Origin of the sequence: Butyricimonas sp. Marseille-P2440, assembly GCF_900091675.1 — a bacterium.
Lineage (GTDB): Bacteria > Bacteroidota > Bacteroidia > Bacteroidales > Marinifilaceae > Butyricimonas > Butyricimonas synergistica.
On record NZ_LT594608.1, the window covers coordinates 411,042 to 426,755 of the forward strand.

At 44.5% G+C, this 15,714-nt stretch carries 13 protein-coding genes; 12 read left to right on the forward strand and 1 reads right to left on the reverse strand.

What is annotated here, in order from left to right; translation table 11 throughout:
• Positions 1-39: 39 nt before the first annotated feature.
• The gene (gene ahpF / locus BN8899_RS05395) at positions 40-1,596 is read left to right on the forward strand and encodes an alkyl hydroperoxide reductase subunit F (RefSeq protein WP_065218617.1); all 1,557 of its coding nucleotides are present in this window, start codon (positions 40-42) and stop codon (positions 1,594-1,596) included.
• Here ahpF and BN8899_RS05400 read toward each other — a convergent pair.
• The gene (locus BN8899_RS05400) at positions 1,591-2,718 is read right to left on the reverse strand and encodes an AI-2E family transporter (RefSeq protein ID WP_065218618.1); all 1,128 of its coding nucleotides are present in this window, start codon (positions 2,716-2,718) and stop codon (positions 1,591-1,593) included. The genes ahpF and BN8899_RS05400 overlap by 6 nt on opposite strands.
• Before the next feature lie 220 nt (positions 2,719-2,938).
• On the opposite strand from BN8899_RS05400, the gene BN8899_RS05405 reads away from it, so the two are divergent.
• The 11 genes from BN8899_RS05405 (at position 2,939) to BN8899_RS05455 (ending at position 15,691) form a co-directional block, all read left to right on the forward strand.
• Entirely contained in the window at positions 2,939-3,148 is a 210-nt protein-coding gene (locus tag BN8899_RS05405; protein WP_018339540.1) for a DUF4492 domain-containing protein, read from the forward strand.
• Between the two features lie 4 nt (positions 3,149-3,152).
• On the forward strand, positions 3,153-4,706 hold the full coding sequence (locus BN8899_RS05410) for a cytochrome ubiquinol oxidase subunit I (protein WP_065218619.1): 1,554 nt from the start codon (positions 3,153-3,155) through the stop codon (positions 4,704-4,706).
• A 56-nt stretch (positions 4,707-4,762) separates the two neighbouring features.
• On the forward strand, positions 4,763-5,881 hold the full coding sequence (locus BN8899_RS05415) for a cytochrome d ubiquinol oxidase subunit II (RefSeq protein ID WP_065218620.1): 1,119 nt from the start codon (positions 4,763-4,765) through the stop codon (positions 5,879-5,881).
• 194 nt (positions 5,882-6,075) lie between these two features.
• Positions 6,076-6,666: an RNA polymerase sigma-70 factor gene (locus BN8899_RS05420; RefSeq protein WP_018339537.1), complete on the forward strand. Its 591-nt coding sequence runs from the start codon at positions 6,076-6,078 to the stop codon at positions 6,664-6,666.
• A gap of 84 nt (positions 6,667-6,750) precedes the next feature.
• On the forward strand, positions 6,751-7,815 hold the full coding sequence (locus BN8899_RS05425; RefSeq protein ID WP_065218621.1) for a FecR family protein: 1,065 nt from the start codon (positions 6,751-6,753) through the stop codon (positions 7,813-7,815).
• A gap of 37 nt (positions 7,816-7,852) precedes the next feature.
• Positions 7,853-11,401 carry a SusC/RagA family TonB-linked outer membrane protein gene (locus BN8899_RS05430; RefSeq protein WP_231932273.1) on the forward strand — a complete coding sequence of 1,183 codons (3,549 nt, stop codon included), beginning with the start codon at positions 7,853-7,855 and terminating at the stop codon, positions 11,399-11,401.
• 11 nt (positions 11,402-11,412) lie between these two features.
• Positions 11,413-12,951 (forward strand): RagB/SusD family nutrient uptake outer membrane protein, encoded by a 1,539-nt coding sequence (locus tag BN8899_RS05435; RefSeq protein WP_065218623.1) that lies wholly within the window; start codon positions 11,413-11,415, stop codon positions 12,949-12,951.
• 2 nt (positions 12,952-12,953) lie between these two features.
• The gene (locus BN8899_RS05440; protein ID WP_065218624.1) at positions 12,954-13,865 is read left to right on the forward strand and encodes a hypothetical protein; all 912 of its coding nucleotides are present in this window, start codon (positions 12,954-12,956) and stop codon (positions 13,863-13,865) included.
• Between the two features lie 26 nt (positions 13,866-13,891).
• The gene (locus tag BN8899_RS05445; RefSeq protein WP_065218625.1) at positions 13,892-14,593 is read left to right on the forward strand and encodes a fibrobacter succinogenes major paralogous domain-containing protein; all 702 of its coding nucleotides are present in this window, start codon (positions 13,892-13,894) and stop codon (positions 14,591-14,593) included.
• A 10-nt stretch (positions 14,594-14,603) separates the two neighbouring features.
• On the forward strand, positions 14,604-15,125 hold the full coding sequence (locus BN8899_RS05450; RefSeq protein WP_065218626.1) for a TlpA family protein disulfide reductase: 522 nt from the start codon (positions 14,604-14,606) through the stop codon (positions 15,123-15,125).
• Positions 15,122-15,691 (forward strand): TlpA family protein disulfide reductase, encoded by a 570-nt coding sequence (locus tag BN8899_RS05455; protein ID WP_065218627.1) that lies wholly within the window; start codon positions 15,122-15,124, stop codon positions 15,689-15,691. Before BN8899_RS05450 ends, BN8899_RS05455 begins: the two co-directional genes overlap by 4 nt.
• The last annotated feature ends 23 nt before the right edge of the window (positions 15,692-15,714 follow it).

The following is a 15,714-nucleotide window of genomic DNA, read 5'->3' on the forward strand; positions in this document are numbered from 1 at the left end:
ATTCTAAACTTAACATTTTAAACTCTAAACTTCATTTACATGCTAGATACTACACTAAAAGAACAGCTAAAAACGATCTTCGAGGGATTGGAAGCAACATACACGTTTGATATTGTTGTTTCGCCTCAACACGAGAGCCGGCAGGAACTCGTGGAAATATTAAGCGATGTTGCCGATTGCACGGACAATATCTCCAACCGGATCACGGAAGGCGACGGGTTATCGTTCACCATCTTGAAAAACGGAGAGAAAACAGGTATAAGATTCCGTGGAGTTCCCAATGGACACGAATTTACTTCTCTGTTGCTCGCCATCATGAACTTGGATGGCAAGGGAAAGAATTTCCCCGACACGGCAATTTGCAACCGGGTGAAAGCATTGAAAGGTCCGATTCACTTGACGACATACGTTTCTCTGACCTGCACGAACTGTCCGGACGTGATACAAGCGCTGAATGCCATGACCACGTTGAACAACCAAATCTCTCACGAGATGGTGGACGGGGCAATCAACCAAGCGGAAGTCGAGGCATTGAATATACAAGGCGTTCCCTCCGTGTTCGCGGATGGCAAACTGATTCATGTAGGACGAGGTGAATTCGGGGAATTGTTAAATAAACTGGAAGCCCGGTACGGAAGTAACGAAGAGGCAGTAGAAGCCACGGAGAAACAATATGACGTGATTGTCACGGGAGGAGGACCTGCCGGAGCAGCCGCCGCGATTTATTCCGCACGCAAGGGATTGAACGTCGCTATCGTGGCTGAACGCATCGGGGGACAGGTAAAGGAAACCGTGGGAATCGAGAACTTAATATCCGTACCCGAAACAACAGGCAGCCAATTGGCTGACGATCTCAGAACACACATCCAACGCTACCCGATAGACGTGCTGGAACATCGCCGGATTGAAAAAGTAGAAATCGAAAATAATCAAAAGATATTATCCACCGCGAAGGGAGAGAAATTCATAGCCCCGGCAGTCATTGTCGCCACGGGAGCAAGTTGGAGAAAATTAAACGTGCCCGGGGAGGCAGAATATATAGGCAGGGGCGTGGCTTTTTGCCCGCATTGCGACGGACCGTTCTACAAAGGCAAGCACGTGGCGGTCATTGGAGGGGGCAATTCAGGAATAGAAGCAGCTATCGATCTGGCTGGTATTTGTTCTAAAGTAACCGTTCTGGAATTTCTCGAGGAATTAAAAGCCGATCAGGTGTTACGGGAAAAAGTAAAGAGCCTGCCGAACGTGGAGGTATTCACGAACTCGCAAACCCTTGAGATCACGGGCAACGGGGAGAAAGTAACAGGAATACGGGTAAAAGACCGCGAAACAGGGGAAGTTCGGGTAATTGCCTTGGACGGCATATTCGTTCAAATCGGATTAGTCCCGAACAGCGGAGCGTTCCGTGAAGTGGTGGAAACAAACCGTCCCGGGGAAATAGTAATCGACGCGCGTTGCCGCACGAACATTCCGGGTATATACGCGGCTGGAGATGTATCTTCGGTGCCTTACAAACAAATTATCATAGCAATGGGCGAAGGAGCGAAAGCTGCACTTTCCGCTTTTGAAGACCGTACGCGTGGTGTATTAGGCTTATAACCTCGTTTCCTCATCAGGTAGTTCCAGACTTTTCGTGAGCGATTTCACGAGCCTGTATTTGTTGAAAAATTCCCGCAATATAACCCTTAGCACGGTATACCCGGGTATGGCGAGAATCATACCCGGTATCCCCGCCAGATTACCGGCAATCAAGATTACCAAAAATATTTCCATCGGATGGGCATGCACGCTATTCCCGTAGATCAAAGGCTGCAACACGACATTATCGATCAATTGCGTGATGATAAACACGATACTCATGTAAATCAACAAGGGGAATACTACCATGTAGAAATCCACGTCCACGTTCGTGGCGATCCCTACCGAAAGCCCGAAAGCGGCACCGATAAGCGGTCCGATATATGGAATAACATTTGTCACCCCGGTAATCAACCCGATTAGGACGGCATTATTGAACGGGAGTCCTATTATGGTCAAACCCAAAATATTCAACCCCATAACAATCAACACCTCGAAAGTGATCCCGATAAAATAACGCACCAGCAATCTCTGGATCGAATCGAGCGCCTTTCCCACGCCTTCACCGTAACGGGCAGGGACAACAGCCAACAGCATCTTGTAAAAAAGATTACTGTCTTTCAAAAAGAAAAACGCCATAAATGTCACCGAAAAGAGCGCTATAAAAATACTACTGATCGTTCCCGCCAAGGAACCGAACAAATTCTGAATCTGGGTGACATCCACCACGGATTTCAAATTCTTCACGATATATTCCTTAATATCCTGATTCGCATCTATAATCCCGAAATGTTTCAACCCCTCCTCCAAGTCTGCCAAAGGATCTTCCAACTTGTTCACGATATTTGTAATGCTAATGTCACTCAAGGACTGGAATTCCTGGCTGACCAACGGGATCACCGTGTAGAAGAAAAGCACGAGAACAAACCATATACAAACCAAAGCGATCCCCGCCCTCAACCCATTCGGCATTCTTTTTCCCTTAATCTTAACTTTCCCCAAAAGATCGATAATCGGGTGACCGAAAAAGGAAAGGACTACCGCTACCAGTATATAAGCGATAATCGAAGAAAAGTACCAACATAAAAATCCTACAACCAACAACGCCAATCCCCCCAGACAATATTTTCCGATGTTATTCATAATTCCAATTTTACATTACCGCGTAAGAAACTACCTCTCGTTTACGGTCGGGACGACTTCTCGTTACATATCCCGCTCTGCTTTTTCTCCCTTCAAAAATAGACAAATAAATTTATCCTATACGCACATAAGTATTATTTATACAAAAAAACAGGAAGATTAGAAAAACATTTTTACCTTTGATAACGTTCTTAATTGATAATAATAAAAATTGTCGTGTATGTTGAAAAAGGCTTGGTATCTTTATTACGACGGATTTAAGAATATGCCCCGCTGGGGACGTACCCTTTGGCTTATCATTATTATTAAGCTGAGTATCATGTTTCTAGTTTTCAAACTTTGGCTGATGCCCAACTTCCTGAACTCCCAATACGACAGCGCGGAGGAGAAAAGCGATCACGTGTTCAAAGAATTAACAACAAAACCTTGATATTATGCTTCTTGATCTGACAACCACCACTCTAGTGGAGTGGTCACGATGGCAATTCGCCATGACAGCAATCTACCACTACATGTTTGTTCCCCTCACCTTGGGACTAGCCTTGATGCTCGCCATCATGGAAACGATGTGGGTAAAAACAGGTGACAAAAGTTGGCTGAACGCCACAAAATTCTGGATGAAACTTTTCGGTATTAACTTCGCTATCGGGGTTGCCACCGGGTTGATTCTCGAATTTCAATTCGGCACGAACTGGTCGAATTACTCCTGGTTCGTGGGTGACATTTTCGGTGCCCCGTTAGCTATCGAAGGCATCATCGCCTTCTTCCTCGAATCGACGTTCGTGGCAGTTATGTTTTTCGGCTGGAACAAAGTCAGCCAACGCTTCCATCTCGTATCCACGTGGATGGTATTCGTCGGTGCAAACATCTCTGCCCTGTGGATTCTGGTCGCTAACGCGTGGATGCAGAATCCCGTCGGCATGGAGTTCAACCCGATAACAGCCCGCAACGAAATGGACAATTTTTGGGCGATACTGTTCTCGCCCACGGCTATCAGCAAATTCACCCACACGGTGACCTCGGCGTACACGCTTTCCGCTTGCTTCGTGGTGGGCGTCAGTTCATGGTTTATCCTCAAGAAAAGAAATCTTGAATTCGCCCGCAAAAGTATTATGCTCGCTTCCGTTTTCGGATTAATCAGTATCATACTAACGATCTACACGGGCGATAGCAGCGCACAAGACGTGACGAAAACCCAACCCATGAAGTTTGCGGCAATGGAAGGTTTGAATGAAGGTGGCAGAGGAGCCGCATTTACCGTTATCGGTCTTCCGGTAAACGATCCGTCTTTACCGACAGACAAAATGAAAAAAATGGAATATGCCATTCATGTTCCTAAAATGCTTTCGTTCTTGGGATACCACGACTTCAATGCTTATATCCCCGGTATTCAAAATATTCTGGATGGATACACTTCCCAATCCGGGGTGACCTATCCGTCTTTAGAACAACGCATGGCAAACGGTCGCACGGCAATTGACGCCTTGAAGACCTACAAGCAAGCCGTCAAAGAAGAGAATCAAATCCTTGCCGACAGTACCTTGCAAGTCTTTAAAGCCAATTACTCGGATTTCGGGTACGGCTATCTCAATTCCCCGTATGACGCGATACCCCACGTACCGCTGGTATTTTATAGTTTCCGTATCATGGTGGGATTAGGCATGCTTTTCGTGTTGCTTTTCGCCGTTTCCTTATGGTACGCCAAGAAAAGAAAGTTCGAGAAATTCAAATTAATCCCTTATCTGGCACTATTCTGTGTTCCCATGGCATACATCGCATCACAATGCGGTTGGATCGTGGCAGAAGTAGGACGCCAACCGTGGGTTGTACAAGATTTAATGCCGACCAATGTTGCCGTAACGAAGATCGCATCGAATTGGGTTATCACCACGTTCTGGATGTTCGCCATACTCTTTACAATCCTGCTCATCGCGGAACTGAAGATCATGTTCCATCAGATCAAAAAAGGACCGGAAACAGACAATTGAAAATGCAATATTGAAAATTAAAAGACGAGTGACCAATTGTAAATCATAAATCGAAAATGAATATGGAATTTCTTCAACACTACTGGTGGATTTTAATATCACTGCTTGGCGGACTGCTGGTTTTCCTGCTATTCGTGCAAGGAGGGCAAACACTACTATATACCATTGCCAAGACCGAGGACGAACGCAATGTACTTGTCAACAGCCTTGGGCGCAAATGGGAATTCACGTTCACGACACTGGTCGTGTTCGGCGGGGCATTCTTTGCCAGTTTCCCGTTATTCTATTCAACGAGCTTCGGTGGGGCATACCTTGCTTGGATGGTCGTGTTGTTTTGCTTCGTGATACAAGCCGTGTCCTACGAGTACCGCCGGAAAGCGGGTAACTTGCTCGGCGAACGCACTTACAATGCATTCTTGATTATCAACGGGGTGATCGGAACAATTTGCATCGGTGCCGTGGTCGGTTCTTTCTTCACGGGCAATCCGTTCCAATTAGGCGAGATGAATGATGTCAATTGGATGAGCCCTTGGCGGGGAATCGAAGTCCTGTTTAACTTCGCCAACATCTGCCTGGGGTTAGCCATTTTTTTCCTTGCCCGGACACTGGCATCCCTCTATTTCATGAATAATATCAAACATAACGCTATTTACGAAAGAAGTAAAAAGCAAGTATTGTACAACTCGGTTCCTTTCGTCATCTTACTGTTGGTTTTCCTCGGTATCATTCTGACAAGTAAAGGTTACGCTATCATGGAAGATAAAAGTATCCAACTGGTTCAGTACAAATACTTCTACAACCTATTGGAAATGCCGTTAAACACGCTGATTCTGTTAATCGGAGTTGCCGGGGTTCTATTCGGCATCATCAAATCCATCATCAAACCTCACTGGAGAAAAGGAATTTGGTTCTCCGGAGCCGGTATCGTACTTGCCGTTATCGCCCTGTTCATCGTGGCAGGCTTTAACAACACGGCATTCTATCCCTCGTACACGGATTTGAATTCCTCACTGACCATCTATAACGCTTCGTCCTCGTACTACACGTTAAAAACCATGGCATACGTTTCTTTGGTTTCTCCCCTTGTTATAGCGTATATCTTCTACGCATGGAGAGCCCTTAACAAGAAACAGATAGATATACAAGACGTGCAAGACGATCACCACGCTTATTAAAAAAACGAGAAATTGCAGGTTACCGGCATTCAATTTGTAACCTGCAATTTCCCATGTTACTTACATGATTGCCGATACGTTTCAATTTTCTCCGATTTTTTATCGATTTTATTTATAAATGCAACTCCTAAATTTCAAGACATTATATATATTTGCATACAAAATCGATTGATAACAAAGTCCGCAAGAGGGTCATGCACGGAAACACAGATCTTGATAACACGATATTAAAAGCTATTATAGAAGGAGATGCAAACTCTTTCGAAATTCTATTTCATAAGTATTATCAAGAATTGTGTAATTACAGCATGGGCATATTGGGTGATGCCGAAAAAGCGGAAGATGTTGTACAAGACGCTTTTGTCTATTTGTGGGGGAATCGACAGAAAATCAACATTACAATATCATTAAAATCTTATTTGTATCAATCCGTACGCAACGGGGCTTTAAAAATTATTCGAACTCAGGCTTTAGAACAACACCATATGCCTCGCTTGACCGAATTTATCGAGTACTTGGAAAAATCCGAGTTTTCCGAAGATGAACTCATCAAATTGCAAAAAATCGAACAGGCGATAGATGAACTGCCTTCGCAATGCAAAAATGTTTTTTTAATGAGTTTCATGGACCAAAAGAGTTACAAACAAATCTCTGATGAATTGGGAGTTTCGTTAAACACGGTAAAAACACACGTCAGTAAAGCCTATCGTATCATTCGGGAAAAAGTGCAAGATATTAAAAATCTTTCCTTATTTATATGGCTCTATTTTAGAAGAATACAATAAATTTATTCATTCTATTTCATTTTTTTATTTTTTCGATCACCCTTTTGAGGTAGTTGTGGACCTCGAAGATATAAAAACGAAATCATGAAAGATGAATTAGATTATTTAATACAGCGAGTGTGCAACTCGAAAAAAAAGAAGAAATTTGACGAAGAAGCCGGATGGAAGAAAGTTCAAGCAAGAAATTTCCACAAGAAAAAGAAAAGACATTCTGTCATTCTCTTGTGGTCAGGGTGTGCCGCATGTGCCCTAATCATTCTAGGGTGCATTCTGTTTGTAAACAATCTATCAGAACCTCAATTCCCCACACCTCTTGCGCATAATGAATCCCAACATCCCACTCTCCCCGCTAAAGTGGAATTAACCTTAGCGAACGGGAAGAGTATTGATTTAGAAGACATAAACGATCTACTCGAAGAAGAATTAGGAATATCCATCACGCGAGACAGTATTCATAATCAATTAACTTACCGGAACAACGAGGAACACCAAGATTCCATTGAAATTCGTTATAACCGCTTAGTGGTACCCAGAGGAGCCGATTTCTCGTTTGAATTACCGGACGGTACTTTCATCGTGCTTAATTCCGAATCCGTTTTACGGTTTCCGGTACAATTTGCCGCAGACAACCGAACCGTATACCTAGAAGGAGAAGCCTATTTCGAAGTAACGAAAAACGAGAATTCGCCATTCAAAGTCATCACCGGAGAACGAAAGGTTACGGTACTGGGAACAAAATTCAATATCAGTTCATATTCAGACGACCCGAACTGGAGCACAACATTGGTCGAGGGAAAAGTATCCGTATCGGATAACGGGAAATTACACGTGCTGCACCCTTCCGAACAATACATCGTTGACAACCAAACAGGCAAAGCGGAAGTGCAACAAGTGGATGCAACATTACATACCTCTTGGCTAAACGGGAAGCTTTACTTCAAAGACACTCGCCTGGAAGATATTACCCGGAAACTGGAACGATGGTATGATTTCACTTTCATATACCAGGAAGAGGATGTCAAAGATTTCAAATTCCGAGGTGTCATTGACAAAGACCGCTCTTTAAAAGAAACCCTGTCTCTCCTGGAAGGGACAAAAGTCATACGTTTTGAAATAAAAGACCACACAATCACTATCCTGAAAAAATAGAGCAACCTATATTATCCATTTAAATAGTAATAAATTAATGAAAAAGAAGTATCTCAAAACAGCTATGGTTATAGCGGTATTATTGCTAAGCATAATACCGCTGCAAGCGGGCAAACTCTCCCCTAGCGACAACCTAAACTTCAAAAGTCAACAAATGACGATTGAACAAGTTTTCGATGAAATTTCAACGCAATTAAAATGTGATGTATTTTATAGCGAAAACCTGCTAGATGCCCAGAAGATAGTTCGTTTGCCCCGTTTGCAAATGACGTTGGATGAAACATTGCAATTCATTTTAACGGACAAGTACACCTACACGTTGGAAAAGAACGCTATCGTAATTGCAGCCCGTTCCCTCGTTTCAAGCAAGAAAATCACAGGAACAGTGAGAGATGAAAACGGGGAGCCGTTACCAGGGGTAACTATCCTAGTAAAAGGAACAACCACCGGGAGCACGACAGACGCAAACGGGAATTATACATTAATTGTCCCGAAGTTAGGTATGAAACTCATCTTCTCCTTTATCGGAATGCAAACCCAGGAAATCACGGTCACGAAAGAGGTGATTAACATCGTGATGAAAATGGACGTAAACGAGATGAACGAAGTTGTTGTCACCGGTTATCAAGTGATAGACAAGAAAAAATCAACGAGTGCCATTTCAAGCGTGAAAGCCAAAGACGTGATGATCGCCGGAGCCATGTCTATCGACCAGATGCTTCAAGGACGCATACCGGACATGATGATGATGACAAACTCGGGTGAGGTCGGTGTTGCCCCGAAAATCCGTATCCGGGGTACATCCACGCTCGTGGGAAACCGCGAACCGCTATGGGTGGTAGATGGAATTATCGTGCAGGATCCCGTGCCCATCAACCCGGAAGAATTGAACGACCCGGATTATATCAACCGTATCGGTAACGCTATCGCAGGACTTAACCCTAGAGACATTGACCGTATCGATGTTTTGAAAGATGCCTCCGCCACGGCAATTTACGGGGTAAAAGCCGCAAACGGGGTAATCGTGATTACCACGAAAAAAGGTCAAATCGGACGCCCTGTCGTAAACTACGATTTCTCCGCCACTTACCGTCGCCGTCCCCGGTACACGGACCGCAACATCCACTTGATGAATTCCAAACAGCGGGTGGAGTTCTCTAAAGATTTGGTGGAAAAACACAACGTTTTTTCCTCGGATGTCAATTTAATCGGATACGAAGGACTCGTGCACGATTTATACAACGGAACCCTCACACACACCCAATTCACAGAGGAAGTTGCCAAACTGGAAAGCACGAATACCGACTGGTTCGACTTATTAACCGAAGATACATTCTCTCACCAGCACACGATAAGCCTCTCGGGCGGGAACGAAGAAATCCGCTACTACTCATCCATCGGGTACTCCATAGACAATGATGTTATTAAAGGAAACAAGTACGAACGTTACACCGCAGCCCTAAACGTGGATGCCAGCGTATCTCCCAAGATCACAACCAGCCTTAATTTAAACGCGAATATCGGCAAACGCAAATACAGCGAGGAAAGCGTAAACCCCATTGATTACGCTTACACCACGAGCCGCACCATCCCCGCTTTAGACGACCAAGGGAGATACATTTACTACAAACGCCAATACGCATACCAACAATTGTACGATTACAATATCTTGAACGAACTGGATAACAGTTATTCGCACCAAGATAATTCGGCGGTCTCGCTAACCGCAAACTTGCGCTACAAGGCGACCAACTGGTTATCGTTCCAAGCCATATTCTCGTATTCAACTTCCAACACGGAACAGGAAAATTACTTGGGCGATCGCACCTGGTATGCGGCCTGCCTGCGTAAATCGGAGTATGGGGAAGTATCCGGCAAAGGTGAGGCGATTTACAACGAAATGCCTTACGGGGGAGAATTGAAAAAGACATACACGCGCAATAACGCTTACACGGGACGTTTGCAAGCGGACATCAGCAAATATTTCGGGGCGGACGACCAGCACAACATCACCGCCAACCTGGGATACGAGGTCAGTTCCTCCAAGTACGCGGGATTCTCCCGTACCGACAGGGGATATTACGCCGACCGGGGAAAGCAATTTACCATGATAAATTTGGATGATTTTCCACATTATAAGGCCTGGATGCAATACAACTTGCCGAGCGCATCCGACAACCTGACAAATATGATTTCCGGATACGCTTCCGTATCATATAGCTACAAGAACTACTTCACGTTAAATGCCAATACTCGTGTAGACGGTTCCAACCAATTCGGAAGCAGAAGTAACGAAAAATTGCTACCCGTGTGGTCCGTATCCGGTTCGTACAACATTTCGGAACACACCAGGATGGACAACCCGTGGGTAGGCAACATGGCATTGCGTCTCTCTTACGGTTATCAAGGAAATATGTTGAGCGGACAATCCCCGGAATTGATTATGAAGAAATTGCCTTTCAACACCCATTACAATGAATTGGCATCAGAGGTATCGGTTTACCCGAACCCAGACTTACGCTGGGAGCGTACAGGTTCTTTTAACGTGGGCTTGGATTTTTCTTTATTCAAAGACATTCTTCAAGTGAACACTTCCTACTATTACAAACACACGAAAGACGCTTTCCTGACAAAAAAGATTTCAAGCGTAAACGGACGCGGAGAATACGTGATCAACTCCGGGACTATTGACAATCAAGGTTTCAGCATCGACGCAACGATAACCCCTATCTCAAACGACAATTTCCGCTGGACACTTTCGACATCATTCTCCAAAGTGTACAACGAAATGAACACCTTGCCGGGAGTCGATGAATATGAATTGAATGACTTTTTAAGCGGTACTGCCCTGACCAAAGGCCATGCAGTAGGCACTTTCTGGTCATACAAGTTCATCGGCTTGAACCCGCGTAACGGAGGACCTATTTTTAACGACATGCAGGACCGGAAACAAGAACTCGTGGGATTGAGCAAATACGACACGTACACGATGGTGCTAACCCCCTCGGGACAAAGAGACCCTAAAGCACAGGGTAGCATCACGAATTCGTTACGCTACAAGAGTTTCCGGTTAAACTTTATCCTAAATTACAGTTTAGGCTCCAAAATCCGATTGTTCGGATTATACGACGACGGGTTGAATTTCGACCCGGAGAAAAATGTCAATTACGAAATGGTGAATCGTTGGCGCAACCCGGGAGATGAGAAACGCACGGATATCCCGAATATTATAAATAGTTCGAACCCGGAAAGCGTGGCCTACCTCCAACATTGGTCTTTTGCCGAATCGAGAAACAATATCCAAATCATTGCGGAAAACGCATGGACAATGTATGACCAATCGGACCACCGGGTGGTAAGCGGAAATTACCTGAAATGCACGAACATAAGTTTCAGCTACGACTTCCCGATACAAAAACTGGAAAAATGGGGCATATCCATGCTCACCGCTTCGCTGTCCACGACCAACCTGTTTGACATCAAATCCAAGAGACTGAAAGGACAGACTCCTATCCAGAGCGGTTTCTCCGAAACGCAACTGTCAGAACGTCCGACGTGGTCATTTAGCCTTAGTGTTTCATTTTAAAAAAGCAGATTATGAAATATATTTATTTTATCGGTTTACTTTGGATACTATTCTCTTCCTGCTCGGATTTTCTGAAAGAGTATTCACAGGACCAAGCCTATGTCCGGGATTACGCGGACCTGGACGAATTACTGATTGGGGAAACATACATGGAAACGGAATTCTATGATATGAATTTAACCCATGCCTACTACCCGTATATCCATCTGATGGCAGATGAAACCCAGGAGAATTTTGAGAGTACCGATTGGGATACGGATTATTCCTGGTTTCAAAAACAGTATTTCGGGTACGTGACCTGGCAATACCGGGTCGGGTATCACACGGACAAATTGACGACAAGCCCGGAGGATACGGATTGGAACAAATTGTATAAACACATCAACCTCGCCAATATGATACTTTTCGAGGTGGACAAATTATCCGCGGAAAACGATGACGAAAAACAAGCGATATCCCGGATTCGCGGTGAAGCCTATTTCTTGCGGGCAGCCTACTATTTTACTCTTGTGAACCTCTACGGGCAACCGTATCAGCCTGCCAGCGCGGCAACTGCGTTGGGGGTACCCGTGAAAACCAGTCCCGTGATTGAAGATAAAATGTTCCCCCGCGAATCGTTGGAAAACGTGTATGCCTTAATCCTCCAGGATTTGGAACATGCGGCAACGAATCTAGAAGGAATCGCCCGTAAATCCATCTACCGGGCAGATCTGACTGCCGTGCGCCTGCTGCAAAGCCGCGTATACCTTTACATGCAAAACTGGCCGGATGCCGCCAAGTATGCCCAATTATGCCTGGATTTGCAATCGGACCTGATTGACCTGAACTCGTTTGACGGAACGTCCAAAGCCTTCGCAGATGCCTCCTCGCCCGAAATCATCTTCTCCATGGGCGGGAATGACATATCGGCACTGATTACTACTTACTGGAAGGGACTCAGTGCTTCAGAAGGCTTAAAAGCATGTTACCCCGAAGGTGACCTCCGCAAGCAATATTTTCTGACAATCGATGAAGATGCTTGGTCGGGTTTAGAGGATTTATACATGTTCTGCAACAAATTTGACTTGAAAGAGAGAGCATTCAATGCGAACGTATCGAGCAACTTTCTCTTCCGTACCGCCGAAGCGTGGCTGAATCTGGCCGAAGCATCCGCATACATGGGAGGAGACAATGAGAAAAAAGCCCGGGAAGTGTTGGATCATTTGCACAAACACCGCATGGAAAACTATGATGCGACAACTTTGACAGGCGATGACCTGATTGAGGAGATTCGTACAGAAAGACGGCGGGAACTATGCTTCGAGGGGCACCGTTGGTTCGATTTGCGCCGCTACAACGTATGCGAGAAAAAGCCTTTCACCGAAGCCATCCGCAATACGTATACGGAATTTGGCGATTGGCAAACAGCATCGACCACTTACACGTATGAATTGAAAGCCGGCGACCCGGCGTGGACGTTGCAGATACCTTACGAGGTCATACAGTTTGAAGAATTGACCCCGAACCCGAGAAATGAAAGAACTTACATATCCATCAACCAATTCAACTGACTATGAAAAAAATACAAACATATATCCTTTACGGAATCATTTTGTTGGGTTGTTTTTCATGCAAAAAGGAAGACAACCTGATTCCCAACGCTCCTCAACCGAACCTGTTCGCACCGGCTGAGGGCGCCACCGACCCAACCTCGCAATTGCGCCGGAAGTTTTACGAGGAAACCGGAGCATACCTGCTGTTCACGGACACGTTGAAAAACGAGTATTACGGGACGGACGTGTACGGCAATCCGTTGTATACTACAGAATTGTTAGACCTGTCGTATGGCATAAACAGCTCCGCCCTATGGAAATTTGAATTCGAATATTTATCGGATTACGAGAAACAGCAATCAGCGGTTGAATTGCTCAAAAAACAGATTTTGCCTGTTTTGCCTAAAAATTATTACCCTTACTCCTTTTTGCTGATAGACAATCTGATTGCTTACACGTGGTGGAGCGAGGAGGGGGCTACAGACGGTTGGTGGGATAGCGGTTACGAACAAGACTTCTATTTCGGTACCCGTGCCATGGCCATCAATATCTCGATGCTGGAAAACGAAGGAGAGGCCTTTGCCAAAAGAATCCTCAACCGTCTTATCAGGGATTATTATCTGACAGCGGAAAAATTGCAGGAATTTTACGCTCCCGGCAGGAATTATTATGGTAAATATATCTATGATTATGAGTACGGATTTTGGAGTGAGGAAGATTTCATCCAGGCAACGGGAATTTTAGCTTATTATTATGACGGATGGGAATATTTTGAGGTTTATGGCTCGGAATCTGATTTAGTAAAATACCTGGAATTCATACTTGACGGTTCGGAAGAGGATTTCAAAGCAGAATACGCGGATTACCCCTTGGTTCTCAAAAAATACGACATGTTGAAACAACTTCTGATTGAAGGAGGTTTCGCTGTCTGAATAAAACATGCATAAAAAGAAAGGATATGAAAAGACAATCAATAATTATTGCAATCGGTTTACTGATTTTAAGCTGGGCTTGCTCAGACGACGACAAACAACAAATACCGGTCATTGAGCCGGAAGCACAGGGAGTGTTCAAAGATGAAACCACGGGACTTGAGTTCCCGTGGGTACGTTATGGCAACCTGGAGTGGATGACCACCAACCTGAACCTCGATGTCAAACCGGACGATTGGACGCAGAACGGATGCGAGATAAGCCATGAACCCTCGAGAAATCCCGTTGACAGAGCGCTGGAAAAGGAAGAGAATCTCAAGACCTTCGGATGTCTTTACACCTACGAAAAAGCCCTGGAACTCTGTCCCGAAGGCTGGCGCATCCCGACGGACGAAGACTGGCAGGCACTGGAAAAGGCAATGGGCATGCCGGATGCTGATTTGAACGCCACCGATTGGCGAGGGAATCCCGTCGGCACGTTGCTGCAACAGCAAGAAGGCACCATGATAAACCTCCGCACGGGAGGCATGGGAGAATATGACGGGAGTGATTTTGTACCCTATTTTATCTATGTGTACGGCTTTTACTGGAGCGCAACCCCGGAAAAAGAAGGCAGCAACCTCCATTATTGCCGCCAGATAAGTTATAACTCCGATCAAATAGCACGAACTTTAATTAATAAAAATAAAATGCTTTCAGTACGTTACGTGCGGGAGGTCCACAAATAAAACAAATAACATGAATCTTAGCATAAAAATTTGGTTATCACTCACGTGTTTATTATTCACGACATGGTGTTCCGCACAGGAAGAAACAAGTATCAGTTCTTTACGGCCCCCGACCCTTTTGGGGGCACTAGCCCCGGAATACCCGGTAGAAAAATGGATCAATAAAGCAAGTGAAAAAAACGATAAAAAATTGACATTACTCTATTTTTGGTCGACCTCCAACCCCTTGCCCGCATACGTGGACATACCTCGTTTCAACAAATTTGCAAAGGAATTCAAAGACCGGTTGAATATTATTGGTCTGACAGCAGATCCCGTGGAATACATCACGGACATTGAACCGGCGATAGAATTTCCTTACGCCTACGCCCCCCAAGCCGTAAAGAATTTCAAAATCAAAGTCTATGGTTATTGTTATATCTTAAATGCCCGGGGAAAAGTCATTTACGAGGGTTTCCCTTTACTGGAAGGAGAAATTATCTCAGAAAAATTTTTAAAAAAGCTAATACGCAAACATTATAAAAAGAAATGAGAATATTACTTATTACAGGATTATTACTGGGACTTTTCGGCTTCGGCAACACGCAAGCCCAACCGAATAAAAACATGACGGCCAAAAAAGAAATCTTGGTCGGTCAACGTTTCCCGGATTTTGCCGTACAAGAATGGCTGGGGAAAAAACCTAAATTAAAAGGGAAATTCGTACTTATCGATTTCTGGTGCATCATGGCTTACCCTGTAACCCATCGCACGGTGCCATACCAGAATTATTTGGCAAAAAAGTATAAAAAACACCTTCAAGTAGTAGGATTCAGCAGTGATGAAACCAATCTCGTGAAACTTATGGTAGAACCGGACATTCACTACCACAGGGGCATTGTCGAACAGGCAATAATCGAGGATATATTCAACATCCAAGCATGGCCCACGACATATTTAATCGATCCAGACGGAATCATCGTATGGAAAGGTCACGTGCTAAAAGAAGGCATAGGAGAGAAGAACACATTCAATTTAACAGAAGATATGTTGGAAAATTTCTTTAACAAATACCAAAAGAAAAAAGAAACCAAGAAATCCAATACCAAGAAATCATAAACTATTACACAAAACAATATTCA